15 protein-coding genes and 2 riboswitches are annotated in these 15,869 nt (G+C 45.9%); of the genes, 4 read left to right on the top strand and 11 right to left on the bottom strand.

Annotation, left to right across the window (positions count from 1 at the left end; all coding sequences use genetic code 11):
• Positions 1 to 69: 69 nt before the first annotated feature.
• On the bottom strand, positions 70 to 1,251 hold the full coding sequence (gene hmpA, locus AC1MEO_RS16625; RefSeq protein ID WP_480332533.1) for an NO-inducible flavohemoprotein: 1,182 nt from the start codon (positions 1,249 to 1,251) through the stop codon (positions 70 to 72).
• A 638-nt stretch (positions 1,252 to 1,889) separates the two neighbouring features.
• Positions 1,890 to 3,074, bottom strand: a complete 1,185-nt coding sequence (gene hmpA, locus AC1MEO_RS16630) for an NO-inducible flavohemoprotein (protein WP_480332535.1) — start codon at positions 3,072 to 3,074, stop codon at positions 1,890 to 1,892.
• A gap of 97 nt (positions 3,075 to 3,171) precedes the next feature.
• Here hmpA (AC1MEO_RS16630) and AC1MEO_RS16635 point away from each other — a divergent pair, with 97 nt between their 5' ends.
• A complete protein-coding gene (locus tag AC1MEO_RS16635) occupies positions 3,172 to 3,606 on the top strand; it encodes an RrF2 family transcriptional regulator (protein ID WP_480332537.1) in 435 nt (144 codons plus the stop codon).
• A gap of 34 nt (positions 3,607 to 3,640) precedes the next feature.
• Here the strand turns inward: AC1MEO_RS16635 and AC1MEO_RS16640 are convergent, their stop codons facing one another.
• The 3 genes from AC1MEO_RS16640 to AC1MEO_RS16650 form a co-directional block, all read right to left on the bottom strand.
• Positions 3,641 to 4,063, bottom strand: a complete 423-nt coding sequence (locus AC1MEO_RS16640) for a pyridoxamine 5'-phosphate oxidase family protein (RefSeq protein ID WP_480332539.1) — start codon at positions 4,061 to 4,063, stop codon at positions 3,641 to 3,643.
• Positions 4,064 to 4,148: 85 nt separating this feature from the next.
• Positions 4,149 to 5,042 (bottom strand): EamA family transporter, encoded by an 894-nt coding sequence (locus AC1MEO_RS16645; RefSeq protein ID WP_480332541.1) that lies wholly within the window; start codon positions 5,040 to 5,042, stop codon positions 4,149 to 4,151.
• A 106-nt stretch (positions 5,043 to 5,148) separates the two neighbouring features.
• Positions 5,149 to 5,379 (bottom strand): hypothetical protein, encoded by a 231-nt coding sequence (locus AC1MEO_RS16650; protein ID WP_480332543.1) that lies wholly within the window; start codon positions 5,377 to 5,379, stop codon positions 5,149 to 5,151.
• Positions 5,380 to 5,601: 222 nt separating this feature from the next.
• On the opposite strand from AC1MEO_RS16650, the gene AC1MEO_RS16655 reads away from it, so the two are divergent.
• The gene (locus AC1MEO_RS16655; RefSeq protein WP_480332545.1) at positions 5,602 to 6,621 is read left to right on the top strand and encodes an STAS domain-containing protein; all 1,020 of its coding nucleotides are present in this window, start codon (positions 5,602 to 5,604) and stop codon (positions 6,619 to 6,621) included.
• A gap of 432 nt (positions 6,622 to 7,053) precedes the next feature.
• On the opposite strand, the gene pepT is transcribed toward AC1MEO_RS16655, so the two are convergent.
• From pepT to AC1MEO_RS16685, 6 genes are all read right to left on the bottom strand, one after another.
• Positions 7,054 to 8,271 (bottom strand): peptidase T, encoded by a 1,218-nt coding sequence (pepT, locus tag AC1MEO_RS16660; protein WP_480332547.1) that lies wholly within the window; start codon positions 8,269 to 8,271, stop codon positions 7,054 to 7,056.
• A gap of 94 nt (positions 8,272 to 8,365) precedes the next feature.
• Positions 8,366 to 9,574 carry a M20 family metallopeptidase gene (locus tag AC1MEO_RS16665; protein ID WP_480332549.1) on the bottom strand — a complete coding sequence of 403 codons (1,209 nt, stop codon included), beginning with the start codon at positions 9,572 to 9,574 and terminating at the stop codon, positions 8,366 to 8,368.
• A gap of 27 nt (positions 9,575 to 9,601) precedes the next feature.
• Positions 9,602 to 10,435, bottom strand: coding sequence for a MetQ/NlpA family ABC transporter substrate-binding protein (locus AC1MEO_RS16670; RefSeq protein WP_480332551.1), 834 nt, complete (start codon positions 10,433 to 10,435; stop codon positions 9,602 to 9,604).
• A gap of 39 nt (positions 10,436 to 10,474) precedes the next feature.
• Positions 10,475 to 11,125, bottom strand: coding sequence for a methionine ABC transporter permease (locus AC1MEO_RS16675; protein ID WP_480332553.1), 651 nt, complete (start codon positions 11,123 to 11,125; stop codon positions 10,475 to 10,477).
• Positions 11,115 to 12,146: a methionine ABC transporter ATP-binding protein gene (locus AC1MEO_RS16680; protein ID WP_480332555.1), complete on the bottom strand. Its 1,032-nt coding sequence runs from the start codon at positions 12,144 to 12,146 to the stop codon at positions 11,115 to 11,117. The genes AC1MEO_RS16675 and AC1MEO_RS16680 overlap by 11 nt, the downstream gene beginning before the upstream one ends.
• Positions 12,147 to 12,285: 139 nt before the next feature.
• A riboswitch (SAM riboswitch) is annotated at positions 12,286 to 12,401 on the bottom strand.
• A 124-nt stretch (positions 12,402 to 12,525) separates the two neighbouring features.
• Positions 12,526 to 13,167 (bottom strand): glycerol-3-phosphate acyltransferase, encoded by a 642-nt coding sequence (locus AC1MEO_RS16685; RefSeq protein ID WP_480332557.1) that lies wholly within the window; start codon positions 13,165 to 13,167, stop codon positions 12,526 to 12,528.
• Between the two features lie 132 nt (positions 13,168 to 13,299).
• Positions 13,300 to 13,416, top strand: a riboswitch (SAM riboswitch).
• A gap of 99 nt (positions 13,417 to 13,515) precedes the next feature.
• Between AC1MEO_RS16685 and AC1MEO_RS16690 the strand changes: the two genes are divergently transcribed.
• Positions 13,516 to 14,808 carry an O-acetylhomoserine aminocarboxypropyltransferase/cysteine synthase family protein gene (locus tag AC1MEO_RS16690; protein ID WP_480332559.1) on the top strand — a complete coding sequence of 431 codons (1,293 nt, stop codon included), beginning with the start codon at positions 13,516 to 13,518 and terminating at the stop codon, positions 14,806 to 14,808.
• Positions 14,809 to 14,820: 12 nt separating this feature from the next.
• Complete coding sequence (gene metX, locus AC1MEO_RS16695) at positions 14,821 to 15,834, top strand: homoserine O-acetyltransferase MetX (RefSeq protein WP_480332561.1); 1,014 nt, start codon at positions 14,821 to 14,823, stop codon at positions 15,832 to 15,834.
• Positions 15,835 to 15,869: the final 35 nt, after the last annotated feature.

Below are 15,869 nucleotides of genomic sequence, written 5' to 3' on the forward strand. Positions count from 1 at the left end.
TTTCTAATTAGCTTGGAAAATAATGCAGACAAAAAGCTGCCCGCCAAGCGGACAGCTTTTTATTAGAAATTATACAGTTTGAAGAGCTATAGCTGGACCAAAGAATTCAAAGTGAATCTGTTCTTCTTTCATGCCAAGTGCCCGCAGTTCCGTAATCATGGCTTCCATGAAAGGAGCTGGACCACATACATAGACATCGCCTGTGAGATCGACGTATTCTTCTAAAACCGCTCGAGTGATATAGCCTTCAGGCTGATCGGAATAAAGTGTTTTATAACGTGCATTGTCCATAGCTGCAACGTATTTCTGAATATCCTTGTCGAAAGCGTGCAGAGATTCATTGCGTGTAGCGTGTAGGAATGCTGTTGGGCGTTCGGGATTCAACGTAGCAACAGTTTCAAACATGCTCATCATTGGTGTGATGCCGACACCGCCACTGACGAATGCTACAGGTGTATTTTTTTCAGTATCAAGGATGAATTCGCCTGCAGGTGCGCTGACTTCAAAGCGATCGCCTACGTTCAATTCATCATGCAGGTAAACGGATACGCGGCCGTTCGGGTCATTGTCTGCATCACGTTTAACTGAAATACGGAACTCATCTTCGTGCACTGCCTGAGAAAGGCTGTACTGGCGGTTGAATAAGTATTCCTCGTTTGGAATTGACATGCGTAGAGAAATATATTGTCCCGGCTGATAAGGTGGGACATTTTTTCCGTCTGCTGGTTTCAAATAGAAAGAAGTGATATTTTCACTTTCTTTTTCTTTACGGGCAATGACGAACTCTTTAAAGAAGCTCCAGCCATTTTCCTGAGATTCCATTTTTCCATACATATCTTTTTCAAGGCCGATAAAGGCATCGGCAATTACGCCATAAGTTTCTGCCCAAGCATTGATGATGTCATCAGTAGCTGCATCGCCCAATACTTCTTTGATCGCTTTTAACAGATATTCTCCAACGATTGGATAATGTTCTGGTTTAATTCCTAAACTTACGTGTTTGTTGGCAATTTGAACAATTGCAGGAAGGATAGCTTCCAGGTTTTCGATATGGACAGCGGCAGCATAAACTGTGTTTGCCAATGCAGCCTGCTGGCGACCTTTTTTCTGGTTAGCCTGATTAAAGATATTATAAAGTTCAGGATGCGCATCGAACATATTTTTGTAGAATACAGTTGTAATTGTTGTTCCGTGTTCTTCTAACACCGGTACTGTAGATTTTATAATTGCGATGGTTTCTTGTGATAACATTATGAATCTCTCCTTTTGTTTTCTATATCTTGACTATACGCCCTCAATTCCCTTAAAGATATATCTTAAATACATCTTTAAAATTTGGACACATTTCCCTTCACAGAAAAGTCACAACAAAGAAAAGCGGAAGCGGCTGTTCAGCTCTGCCGGGCATAAGACAGACCAGCGAAGTGGCGCTCTTTGCCACACAGCTGGGTTGGCTTATGACCCAAAGAGCTAGCCGCTGGAGTCTGGACAAAAGGAAAAGCGGAAGCGGCCGTGTAGCTCCGAAAGGCGTAAGACGATCTGGCGCAGCGGCATGTTTCCAGCCGCACAGGCAAGCGGACTTAAGACCCCGAGGTTCTAGGCGCTGGAGCTGGCCAAAAAGAAAAGCGGAAGCTAAGCTAAGAGCGCGACATCGTGTCGCAACGCTTAGCTGACCCACATCCTGCGGGCCTTCCGACAACCAAAAGAGAGTAGATAAATTTATTCATATTTCATTCCATAAAGAAATTAGTCATTTCTATTAATTGGCTATACTTTCTGTTTAGGCAGAAATACTTTCCAAAACGATTGAAATACTTAAAGAAATAAATTCCCTGTCAAGAAAGCCCAAAATAAAAAGCCCGACATAAGTCGGACTTTACAAATCCATTCTAATTGCCTGTATTCAGATCCATTGCTGGACCAAAGAACTCATAATGAATCTGTTCTTCTGGAATCCCCATGCCCTTCAGTTCACGAATCATGATTTCCATGAATAGAGCCGGTCCGCAAACATAGATGTCACTTGCGGGGTCGACATATTCCTCGAGCATTTCCCGGGTGATAAATCCGTTTGGTTCATCCGAATAGACGGTTTTGTAACGGGCATCGTCCATCATCATGGCGTATGCCTGAATATCATCATCAAAAGCATGCTGCAAGGCATTACGTGCGCCGTGAAGGAATGTGGTCGGCCGCCCGGGTGTTGAGCTCGCCACTGCTTCAAACATACTCATCATCGGTGTGATGCCGACACCACCGCTGATGAAAGCGACAGGTGAAGTTTTCGTTACATCAAGGACAAAGACACCGGCCGGTGCGCTGACTTCGATTGTATCTCCTTCGTTGATGCTGCTGTGCAGGTAATTGGAAACGACGCCATTTGGGTCGTTATCGCTTTCACGCTTGACCGAGATGCGGAATTCATCCGGTTTTGGCGCTTGGGAAAGGCTGTACTGCCGTATCACCAGAAACTCGTCATCAGGCAACGATAGACGTACAGAAATATATTGGCCTGGCGTGTAGTGCGGAACATTGGAATCATCTGCAGGCTTTAAATAGAAGGAAGTGATGACATCGCTTTCTTTTACTTTACGGGCAACAATGAAATCCTTGAAGAAGTTCCAGCCGTTTTCCTGTTCGGCTGTTTCTGCATACATGTCTTTTTCGACGCCGATAAAGGCGTCCGCAATGACCCCATAGGCTTGTTCCCACGCATCCATGATTTCATCCGTTGCCGCATCCCCCAATACTTCTTTCATGGCTACCAGCAGATGTTCGCCGACAACCGGATAATGCTCCGGCAAGACGCCAAGGCTGACGTGTTTATGGCCAATCTGGACAACAGCCGGCAAAATCTCTTCCAGATTATCGATATGGAGAGCTGCCGCATAAACAGCTTTTGCTAAGGCCGTCTGCTGACGGCCCTGTGCCTGGTTGGCGTGATTGAAGATATTCAGCAATTCCGGATGAGCTACAAAAAGGTTCTTATAGAATCTGGTGGTGATCGCCACACCATGGTCCTCTAAAACCGGAACGGTGGATTTGATGATTGTGCGGGTTTCTTCTGATAACATGCTGATCTACTCCTTTTCTCAATAAAGTCTTGAGGTTCAATTGCTTTCGGACTTTCTGAAAAGCCGCTATACTGAATATGCAGAAGAGGTGAAAAGAATGAGATTAACCATGTATACAGACTTCTCATTACGTGTTTTGATTTATTTAGGAACCAAAGAAACAGATAAGCTGGCAACAATACAGGAAATTTCTGATGCATACAATATATCCAAAAATCACTTGACGAAAGTTACATTTGAACTGGGAAAAGCCGGTTTCGTCCATACCGTCCGAGGACGAGGCGGCGGAATACGTCTTGCCGATCTGCCGCAGAATATTAATATTGGGACCGTAGTCAGGCGGATGGAAGATGATTTCCAGTTGGTTGAATGCTTTAATTCAGCGACTAATCGCTGCCCAATTTCCCCAATCTGCGGCCTGCGTGGTGTGTTGGGCAAGGCGCTCAACGCTTATCTGTCCGTATTGGATGAATATACGCTTGAAGACCTGATGTTCAATAGGGAAGGGCTTCGCGAAATCCTTCAGACATAAAAAACGGCTCAACTAATTGAGCCGTTTTTTTTATTTACAGTTCCAGCACTTGCGGCTCTTGTCCTTTTTTATTCATTAAGCGCACGCGGTCCGGTTTGATAGCCAGAATAATGAGATTGGGATCATCGGGTCCTTCAAACCATCCTTCCAGATGCTCGTTCCATACCTTGTTGATCATTTCGCGATCGTCATTCAGTGACATGGATCCTTCGATTTCCAGAAATGTATCGCCAACACCTTCACCTTCATAACCTAAAAGAATATGGGCATGGGGATTGGCTTCCAATTCATCAACTTTTTGTGTTTTTTTGCTGGTGGCGGTGTAAAGTGTAAAATCATCGTTAAAAAAAGTCATATAGCGCGAATGGGGTTTTTTCCCTTTTATCGTTGCTAAGGTCCCCACATGACTGTCTTCTAAAATTTTCAACGCCGCTTTTTTTACATCTTCCTGATTCATCCATACCACTCCTTTTCTGTTTGTACTTATCTATTCCTTTTTAACTCTGAACTAAACATAAAAGGCCTGCTGGGGCAGCAGGCCTTTAAATCTGTTGGACTATTTTCGGTGTCCGGTTAAATGCACTTGGCAGCACCATACCGATTAAAATAATAAAGATTCCGCCGATTTGAAACAGTGTCAAGGTTTCATGGAGGATAAGAACTGATGCAATAACAGCCACCGGCAATTCCATGGCGCTCAAAATGGAAGCAAGTCCCGAGCCGACATGCGGTACCGCAACCGAAAAGAAGTAGATGGGCATGATGATTCCGAAAAAGCCCAACAACAACCCGTAGATCCATAATCCTTCATTGAACAACTGTCCATTCCAGACAATTTCAGGTGTTTGGAATAGACCAACGACGATGGCCGCGAAAAGCGATACGTAAAACAGGCGGGCTGAAGTATCCATGCCTTCGATCTGTTTGCCATTGACGAACATGAACGCTGAAAAACAAAAAGCCGCAGCCATTCCCCATGCCCAACCTTGCCAAGGAATCCCGCTGAGATCTGTTCCAATGATGCCGGCTGCAAACAAAGTTCCGGCAAATAGCAGAGCCAAAGAAAGGACTTCTGTCCGTTTCAGCCATCGGCGGTTGACGATGCAATCCAGTAGCATGCCGATCCAAGTGAATTGGAACAGCAGCACGACGGCCAATGAAGCCGGCAGGTAGTTTAGGGAATGAGCGTAGACCATGCCGGTGGCAGCAGTAAAGCTGCCGGATAGCAGCAAAATCTTCCACCCCTTGATTCGGGGCATTTTGCGTTGTGTTGCAAAAAATAAAAGAGCCGCTAATGCGAACCCTGTAAAGTATTGGGCGGTCACTGCTTCTGCAGCAGTAAATCCATTTTTCATGGCCACTTTGATGATGGTTGAGAGAACTCCGTAACAGCTCGCTGCTATGACGACCATCAGTGGATAAATCCAGTTTTTCATCTTCTTTCACTCCTGTTCAAACGAGAATCATAGCACAAAAAAACCACAGAGGATAGCCTCTGCGGTCTTTTTTGAAAGCATTCACTTTTACGAAAATTCATGCTGTTTACTCAGGGAATTTCTCTTCGCTTGAGGAATTGTTTTTTGTGGCACGTTTATTTTTTTCCTCTAGTTTTTCCTGCTTTAAATCTTCCATTGGAATAGAATCGACGTTCATTTCATCTTCATGCATTTCAGAAAGGCTCTTTTTGTCGGTTTTGAACTGTTCTGGATTATCCATGGGAGCGCCATCTCTTGTTTGGCGATCTTCTTGATTGAATGGTTTTTTGTCTGGCATGTAAAGCACCTCTTCCTGTTAGTAGTATTCCTTGTATTCCTTTAATAAAATCATTTAAAACATACGGAAATCCGCATTTTTGTCTGGTTTTTGACGAGAATTCTATAGCCCTTTAAATCAGGACTGGAGAGGGATGGGAAAAAGAGTGAAAATTATCCCGACAACCATAAGAAATATAAGAGATATGATAAAATAGAACCAGCGTACGAAAGGAGTTGCAAGATGAATCCAAAATCAGCAATAACAGTAGGCGGGTTGAATTTTGAATGGGATTTGGCTGAAGGCCGCTTTCTATTTGAGGGACAGGAATCTGTTCTTTTTTGGACGGCATCCGCAATGAAAATGTTTTTTGATTCGATTGAAGAGATTTCCGGGAAAGATGCGGCGAATGTTGTCCTGGAAACAACAGGATTTCGCCAAGGACTTGTAGTGGGGGAGTATTTCCAAGGCATGAAAGGCGTCTCTATTGCAGAAGCTGCTGAATTGATCACCAATACATATGCCTCCGCAGGCTGGGGATTGGCGAAAATAAAAGAGTTGAATGAAGAAGCGCATACACTGGAAGTGCACCTGAAAAACAGCTGGGAACATATAATCAATGTGGCCCAAAAGAAAGAACAGGGCGGAAGTTTTCTGCCTGCCCATTACGCCGGGATTTTTTCATCGCTGTTCAAGCAAAACATTTGGTATAAAGTTGTTCATCATCAATTGGATGGATTTACGGAAAGCATCATTCAGTATTTCCCTTCGGAAGAGACCATTGAAAAGAATATCCATCAACTGTCCCGTTTGAAAGAAGCGGAAAAGATCAATGAGCTCGAACAGTTAGTGGATGAAAAAACACAGGAACTCAATGAAATGATCAAAGAAATCTCATCTCCGCTGATTCCGGTTCTTGAAGGTATCGTCGTCGTCCCATTGCTTGGAACCTATGATGAGGCCCGGGCAGAAGAACTGCTGGTGAAAACGCTGCAGAGCATGCCAAAACACAAAGCCAAGTACTTAATTCTGGACTTGACGGGAATAAATACTAACTTTACACAGCATGCCGCAATGCTGATTGAAAAACTGGGCTCAACCGCATCGCTGATCGGTACACAAACCATTTTGGTGGGGATTTCAGCCGGAATGAGTATGGCCATTACGGATTCAGCCATCAACTTGTCAAAATTCCAATGCTTCCAAACTCTGCAGCACGGCATCCATTATGCACTGGCACAAAACGGACGGAGTATTATTTAAAGAAAAGCGGAAGCGCCCGTGTAGCTCTGTCGGGCATAAGACAGACCGGCGAAGCGGCGCACTTTGCCGCATAGTCGGGCGGGCTTATGACCCAAAGAGCTGGGCGCTGGAGTCTGGACAATAAGAAAAGCGGAAGCGCCCGTGGAAGTCTGATGGGCATAAGACGCTCTGGCGAAGTGGCGTCCTTTGCCACATAGCCAGAGCGGATTATGACCCAAGGACTTGGGCGCTGGAGTCTGGACAATAAGAAAAGCGGAGTCGGCCGAAAGCAGAAGCTAACCCAAGAGCGCGACATCGTGTCGCAACGGTTAGCTGACCCGCATCCTGCGGCCCTCCGATAGGCATAAAACCCAAAGAAGAAACTGAAATTTTTCAACTTCAAATCAAAAGGCGTATTGGACAGGGTCCAATACGCCTTTTTTATACGACAACTCACTTAGCGGATTTTACAATTTCAATAATGACTTGCGTTGCTTTTTCCATATTTTCAGCAGAGATGAATTCGTATTTTCCGTGGTAATTTTCGCCGCCTGTAAAAATGTTAGGTGTAGGCAGTCCCATATAAGACAATTGGGAACCATCCGTACCGCCTCGTACAGGAACAATATTCGGTTTGATGTCCAACGTGTTCATGGCACGTTCTGCATTATCGACGATTTCCATGACAGGTTCGATTTTCTCGCGCATATTATAGTATTGGTCCTCGATTTCCAGGCGAATAGCCTGTTCACCGTATTGTTTTTGGAGTTTCTCAGCAACCGCCTGCATATGCTGCTTTTTAGTTTCGAACTTCGCTCCATCGAAATCACGGATGATGTAAGTCAATTCCGCCGTTTCAATGTTGCCGATGAAATTATTTAAATGAATAAAGCCTTCGTAGCCTTCTGTCAATTCAGGCACTTCGTTCTTTGGCATTTCCTCCTGGAATTGAATAGCAACCGTTTGGGCATTGACCATTTTGCCTTTTGCCGATCCGGGATGGACGCTTTTGCCTTGAACAATCAGTTTGCCGCTTGCTGCATTAAAGCTTTCGTACTGCAGTTCGCCAAGAGGTCCGCCGTCCATGGTATAGGCATATTCGGCACCAAAGCGTTCAACATCAAATTTATGGGGGCCGCGGCCGATTTCTTCATCCGGTGTAAATGCAATCCGGATCTTTCCATGCTCAATTTCAGGATGGGCACTCAAGTACTCCATCGCAGTCATGATTTCGGCAACACCGGCTTTATTGTCTGCCCCAAGAAGTGTTGTACCATCTGTCGTAATCAAAGTGTGGCCAATATAGTTTTGAAGTGCAGGAAAATCCGACACTGTCATCGTAATGTTATCGTTCAACGGAATGTCCTTTCCGTCATAATTGTCGATGCGTTTCGGGTTAACGTTTTTACCGGTAAAGTCTGTTGCGGTATCGACGTGCGCCAAGAAACCGATTACTGGTATATCCCGTTCGGTATTGGCCGGCAGGGTGCCGAATAGATAACCCGCATCGTCCATGCCGACATCTGTCAGTCCGATGGTCTTCATTTCCTTTTCCAATTCGTGAAGCAAATCCCATTGTCCCGGTGTGGAAGGAGTAGTCTCACTGTTGAAGTCGGATTGTGTATCGATTTTTGCATAACGGACAAGCCGTTCAATTAAAGTTTCCAACATATATAAATCCTCCTAAAATAAGTCTTGCTAGTATTTTATCACGAAGAAGGAAAATGCTGAAAAATAAAAACGATGCCCTGTCCTGGGCATCGTTTCATCCATTCTGCTGTTTTGCTTTAACGGCATCGCTGTGTGCGGCTTTCACTTGTTCCAAAAGCTCAGGTTCTGTCAGCAGGCGATAACCGGCATTGGCCAGTGCTTTGGCGCCTTTGATCAAAGCATCATTGCCATGAGTTGATTTTGCGGCTTCACGGAATTCAGCAGTGTGGGCAACCAGGCTTTCCGGGCCGATTTTGATATACCCATGTGCAGTAGGAACTTCATAGCTGATATTGCCGGCATCGGTGGAGCCAAGGCCAGAGATGCGGGAATCAGCGACTGCTTCACCCAGTGATTCCAATTCGCTGCGGACAACGGCGTCCAAAGCAGGGGTGATGACCAAATCACGCACTTCATTCTGGAACCGTTCGATTTTCACCGTGGCACCGGTCGCAAGTGCAGCGCCTTCTGCGATAGCCCGAATTTTGCGTGCAGTATCGGATGTTTTCTTCCATGAATCTCCGCGGATATAGAAACGGGCTGCCGCATATTCAGGAATGATGTTCGGTGCATCGCCGCCATGTGTGATGATGCCATGGACACGGGCATCCGCCGGCAATTGTTGGCGCAAAGCATTGATGCTGTTGAACAGTTGCAAAACGGCATCCAATGCATTGATGCCTTCTTCAGGAGACCCTGCCGCATGGGCAGGTTTGCCGTAAAAGTGAAATTCCAATGGATCAACTGCAAGGGACGGGCCGGTGACCGCCGTATTGCCGGAAGGGTGGAGCATCAAAGCGGCGTCAATGCCCTCGAGCAGGCCATGTTTAACAAAGCTGCCTTTGGCACTGCCATTTGGTCCTCCTTCTTCTGCAGGAGTGCCAAGGACGACCACACGGCCGCCTGTGGACTCTAAGGTTTCTGCCAATGCGATGGCCGCAGCTACGCTGGTCGTTCCAATGATATTATGTCCGCAAGCATGGCCGATTCCGGGAAGTGCATCATACTCGGCGAGATAAGCGATTGTCGGTCCAGGAAGTGCGCTTTCCTTACTGGCGAAAAAAGCGGTGTAATGGCCGGCGACACTTTTGTCGACGTTAAACCCGGCCTCTTCAAGCCGTTTGATCAACAGAGAGCTGGCAAAAATCTCTTGATTGCCGATTTCCGGATTTGCATGGATCGCCTGGCTTGTTTCGATGTAAATTTCACTTCGGGAATCGATGGACTGGGCAATAGTCTGGGCTGCTTCCTTGATAAGTGTCATTGGAACTCCTCCTCATATGGGTAAGTATTATTGGTAATCGACCAGTTCCTCAACTGTCACAACGGTAGGAATCTGACCGCCTTTTGTATGTTCGATGATAAATTCAGCAGTGTCCTCTTCTTGATATAATTCAACGATTTTCAGGTAGGCTTCGTTATCTGCCTCTTCAGCGTTTGCGGCAATCAAGTTGATATAAGGTTTTGCTGTTTCGCTTTCGCGGGCGATCGGATCATCAGTCGGATTCAAGCCGGCATCCACTGCAACGCCATTGTTGATGACCGAACCGGCAACATCTGGCATAGCGCGCGGCGTATGGCCGGATACCATCGGCATGATTTCAATGTTTTTCGGATTATCGATGATGTCTTCTGCTGTGCCGGTAAGTCCAGCATCTTCAGAAAGGGTAATCAGACCGGATTCATGGAGCAATAGAAGGGCACGCCCCATATTGGTCGCTTCATTCGGCATTGCAATCTGTGAGCCTTGGGGAATTTCATCGATGGATTCATATTTATCGGAATACAAGCCCATCGGCGCGATAACTGTTGAGCCAATCGGCACGATATCAATATTGTGCTCTGCGACAAATTCATCGAAATAAGAAACAGTCTGGAACGCATTCAAGTCGAGTTCGCCTTCGGCAAGCGCTAGGTTAGGGGCGACGTAATCAGAGAAAGTTTGGATTTCCAAATCAATTCCTTCTTTTTCGGCTTTTTCGGCGATATAATCCCAGATGGTTGTATCAGAACCGCTGATGCCAAGTGTCACTTTCGTATTTCCTTCTGAACTGCTGTCGTCTCCGCAGGCTGCCAAAAACAACGCTGATAATGCCAGTAATGCTGTTGCTGTAAGTTTTTTCATAAGTAATTCCTCCAGTTTTTTCTCTGTTGTTGTTATTTTTTAGTTGCGCCGTACTGTTCGCGACAATGCATTGCCCAGTGATTGAATGCCTTGGACCAGTACGACCAAAATCGCTACGGTAATGAACATGACGAGCGTATCAAAGCGCTGATAACCATAAGTGATGGCCAAGTCGCCAAGCCCGCCGCCTCCGATGGCACCTGCCATGGCAGATGCACCGATCAGGCCGACGATTGCGATGGTCAAGGCAAGCACGAGCGAGCTCAAGGCCTCCGGAATCAGGAAGCGGAAAATGATCTGCATCGGCGAAGCGCCCATCGCTTGAGCTGCTTCGATGACACCTTTATCGACTTCCAGTAAGGAGTTTTCAATTAATCGTGCAATATAAGGTCCGGCGTAAAAGACCAATGGAACGATAGCGGCTGCGGTTCCGATGGATGTACCGACAATCAGGCGGGTCAACGGAATGATGGCAACCATCAAAATGATGAACGGAACCGAACGGAAAATATTGATGACGATATTCAACACTTTGGAGACCGGTTCATTTTCCAGCAGATGCCCTTTGCGTGTCACCACAAGCAGGATGCCGAGAGGCAAGCCTATCAATAAAGAAAATCCGAACGCAGCTCCGGTCATGTAGATGGTTTCCCATAAAGCTTCTAAAATCTGTTCGTAGTTAACTGACATAATTATTGACCTCCTCTATGTGGATTTCACTTTCTCGGATGGAGGACAAGGCCAGTGCAATTTCACTTGGCTCGCCGGAAAATTCCACGATCAGGTTGCCGTACGGGACGCCTTGCAGCTCGGTGATGTTGCCGAACAGCACATTCAAATCAACTTTGAAATCACGTGATACACGGGACATGAACGGTTTGCCGACGGAGCTGCCGGTAAACTGGAGGCGGTAGATGGCATTATCGCTTTCGGCAGCCTGAATTTGTGCCAGCAGCGAATCTGGTAGTTCGTCATTCATGACGGAGCGGACAAACCGTTTGGTGGTTGGTTGCTGTGGGTTCGAGAAAATATCGAAAACGCTGCCTTGCTCGATGACTTTCCCCGCTTCAAGAACGGCCACCTTGTCGCAGATTTCCCGGATGACGCCCATTTCATGAGTGATGAGCAAAATCGTGATGTTGTATTCCTTATTGATTTTGCGAAGCAGGTCCAAAATCGATTTAGTCGTTTGCGGATCAAGTGCCGAAGTCGCTTCATCACACAACAGAACAGATGGATTAGTCGCGAGCGCCCGGGCAATGCCGATCCGTTGTTTCTGTCCGCCTGACAGTTGATCTGGATATTTTTGCGCCTGGTCTGCCAGGCCGACAAAGTCCAGCAAGTCGGTTACCTGTTTTTCAATATCTGCTTTTGGTGTCTTCGCGAGCAAGAGCGGCATCGCCACATTATGGTAAACGGTTTTTGAATTCAGCAAGTTGAAATGCTGGAAAATCATGCCGATATCTTTTCGGATGGTGCGGATCTCTTTGCTGGATAAAGTAGAAATGTCTTTTCCCTGAATCAACACGCGTCCTGCAGAAGGCCGTTCGAGCAGATTCACGGTGCGGATCAGTGAACTTTTTCCGGCTCCGCTAAAGCCAATGACCCCGTAGATTTCGCCGGTTTCGACGGTCAGGTCAATGCCGTTCAAGGCATAGATTTCCTGTTTTCCTGATTGATAAGTTTTGGCGACGCCTTCGAATTGAATCATGGTGATTGAACCTCCTCATGCTGTAATGGATCTTATCAAATCGATGGTGTCTCACATTCTCCCTGAGATAATGGACAAAAAAGAGCCCCCTTTTTTCTTATCCATAAGAAAAAAGAAGGCTCCTGTTGAAACCATCTAATTCTCATCTTCCAAATGCACAAACGGCATTTGCAGGAGTTGGCACAGTTTTTGCGGTTAAACAAATCTGCTGCCGAAACGTCTCAGGGCCTGTCCCTCGGTTTCTCTTGATAAGAAAGTGATGTATGCTATTCGATTCGTGGTTCTTACTTTATGGTGAAATAACAAAAAAGTCAAGAGGAATTATGATATTTATTTCACAATCTTTTAAATGAAAGCAATAATTAGTTTAAATCCTCTATTAGACAGGATTTGAAGGCTTCTTCTTGAAGATGGAGGATACTTTGCTCTCGCTTCCATTCTTTATTCGAATAATGTTTTCGCTATGCTTCCATACCGCCATCGCGAATAAGGCCAGGGCTGTCAGCAATGGCCACGGCCCAACAGCAGGTCCGAAAGCAATGATGAAATAAACCGCGTAAAGGACCAGTACGCCAATGACCAAATAATCGGTGGCCAGTGAAACGCCGATGAGCAAGAGCAGTCCAACCAGTCCAAGCTTCCAATCGAGGGCCAGCATGACGCCGATTACCGAAGCGGTCCCTTTGCCGCCGCTGAAATTCATATAGAACGGGAAGTTATGGCCAAAAATTACGCCGGCACCTGCGATGAACAACAAAGTCCAGAACATTTCGGGAGAAAGGCTGCTGGAATCCAGCAGAAGCCGCAAGCCTGCAACAGCTGCAAATCCTTTGGAAATATCGATGAAAGCGACAAGCACCCCATATTTCCAGCCCAATACGATGGCGGCATTGGAAGCGCCGGAATTTTTTACACCTTCCTTTTTGACGTTGACCCCTGATAAAACCTGAGCTGCGAGAGATCCATGAAAGCAGCCGATTACATAGCAGATAATAAATAATAGCAAAATCCAGATAAACATACCGACTCCTCCTCTACATTAAAAGATAACGTTTGAAGCAGCACAAGGTTTCAAAATTTTTTGACTAATCCACTTGACAAAAAGCGACAAAGTTTTTATACTTCTCAACAAGATGAAAAACTAAATCAAATACTCTTATCAAGAGTGGCGGAGGGATAGGCCCTGTGATGCCCGGCAACCAACAGACGATTTTGTCTGGAAAGGTGCTAATTCCTACAGAACCGAACGAAAGGTTCTGACAGATGAGAGGAGGAAACTCCGTAATTTACGGCCCTCTTCTTAAGCGAAGGGGGCTTTTTGCTGTCCTCTTCGACAATATCTATCAATAAAACTCAGGGGGAATGGAAAATGACAAACTTAAAACCGGAAACTTTATTATTGCATGGCGGACAACAGCCCGATCCAACAACTGGATCAAGAGGGGTGCCTGTTTATAAAACAACTTCCTATGTTTTTAAAGATACACAGCATGCACAAGATCTCTTTGGCCTCAAGGATACTGGCAATATCTACTCGCGCATCATGAATCCGACTGTCGATGTATTTGAACAACGGGTAGCATTATTGGAAGGCGGCACTGCTGCAGTTGCTTTATCTTCCGGAATGGCGGCCATTGCATTTTCAATTATGAACATTGCTGAAGCCGGAGACGAAATAGTGGCAGACAGCAGCCTTTACGGGGGCACGTACAATTTGTTTGCGAATACTTTGCCGCGTTATGGCATCACGACAAAATTCGTCGATGCTACCGATCCGGAAAATTTCAAATCGGCAATCACAGATAAAACGAAGGTCTTTTTCGGGGAAATTATCGGCAATCCAAGCCTGAATGTCTTTGATGTAGAAAAAGTGGCAGCAATTGCCCATGAAAATGGAATTCCATTATTGATCGACAACACCTTCGCTTCTCCATACGGCAGCAACCCGATAGAATTTGGTGCGGATGTGGTCATTCATTCTGCTACGAAGTGGATTGGCGGCCATGGCACGACGATCGGCGGCGTAGCAGTGGATGCCGGGAAATTCAATTGGGACAATCCACGTTTTCCGAATTATACACAGCCTGATGAGAGCTATCATGGTCTGCGTTATGGCATTGATGTACCGGATGCGGCGTTTGCGACAAAACTGCGTGTGCAGCTGCTGCGGGATTTTGGCCCTTCATTGAGTCCGGATAGTGCTCATGCTTTGCTGCAGGGTCTGGAGACTTTGCATCTCCGCATTCCGAAACACAGCAGCAACGCTCAGATTATTGCTGATTATCTAAAACAGCATCCACAAATCGAGTGGGTCAATTTCTTAGGCTTTGAGGATCATCCTTCACATCAATTGGCTAAGAAATACTTGAAGAATGGCGGTTATGGTTCGATTGTCAACTTTGGCATAAAAGGCGGGCGGGAAGCTGGCCGCAAAGTGATCGACAGTGTCAACCTTTGGTCGCACGTTGCCAATGTGGGAGACGCCAAATCGCTGATTATCCATCCGGCATCCACCACGCATCAGCAATTGAACGAAGAAGAGCTGAAAGCATCTGGAGTAACGGAAGAGTTGATCCGGTTGTCTGTCGGGCTGGAAAACACAGAAGATTTAATTGCTGACTTGGAACAGGCGATAAAGGCAGCAGTACTGGAAAAGGCATAAGGAGGGATTTTCATGAAGACAGTATCCATTGGCTCGTTAACCCTGGATTCAACTAAGACTTTAGACAATGTAGAACTTGCATACGAACGTCATGGAGATGAAAAAGCTCCTGCTGTCCTTGTGTGCCATGCATTGACAGGAGATCAATATGCAGTTGGCACAGAAGGAGATCCGGGGTGGTGGGCAGGATTAATCGGACCAGGCAAGCCGGTGGATACATCTGTTTTTCAAGTGATTACCTTCAATGTCCTGGGAGGGTGCCATGGATCGACCGGCCCTTTATCGATAAACCCGGCAACCGGTGCTCCTTATCGTGCTGATTTCCCAACCCTGACGATAGGTGATATGGTGCGGGCGGAATATTATGCATTAAAAAAGCTGGGCATCAACCATCTTTCCGGAGTAATTGGCGGCTCCTTAGGAGGGATGAAAACTTTGGAATGGGGTAAATTGTATCCGGAATTTGTCGATGCAATTCTTCCGTTAGCCGTGACGCCGTATTACAGTGATTATGGCGTGGCTTTTAACCATATCGGCATTTTGGCAATTGAAAATGATAAAGATTTCAACAGTGGAAATTATGAAAATGCGTCTCTTTTAAAAGGGTTTGAAGTAGCCAGAATGGCTGGTATGGTCACTTATCGCAGCGGCAATATGTTCAATCAGCGTTTTGGGCGCACCAATGACGGCGATGAATTTAATGTACAGTCATACTTGAACTACCAAGGAAAGAAACTGGCAGGCCGCTTTGATGCCAACAGCTATGTGGTGCTGCTGAAAGCGATGAATACGCATGATGTTGAGGAGGCTGCCCTGGAGGTGCCTATTTATTCCTTATCATTTACCCATGATTTGCTTTATCCGAGTGAGTTGATGGTGCCTTGGCTTAAAAAGCAGAAGGACGCGGAATGGAAAATTATTGAAACAGATTTTGGGCATGATGGTTTTTTGGTGGAGTTTGAAAAATGGGGCGGATTTATCGGAGGGAAATTAAAAAGTCTTTTAGTGCCTGAGCTAACACGTTAGAAATTCGGATGTAAAAAAGCATCTGAACGAGGATT

Source organism: Planococcus sp. BI3 (genome assembly GCF_056680115.1).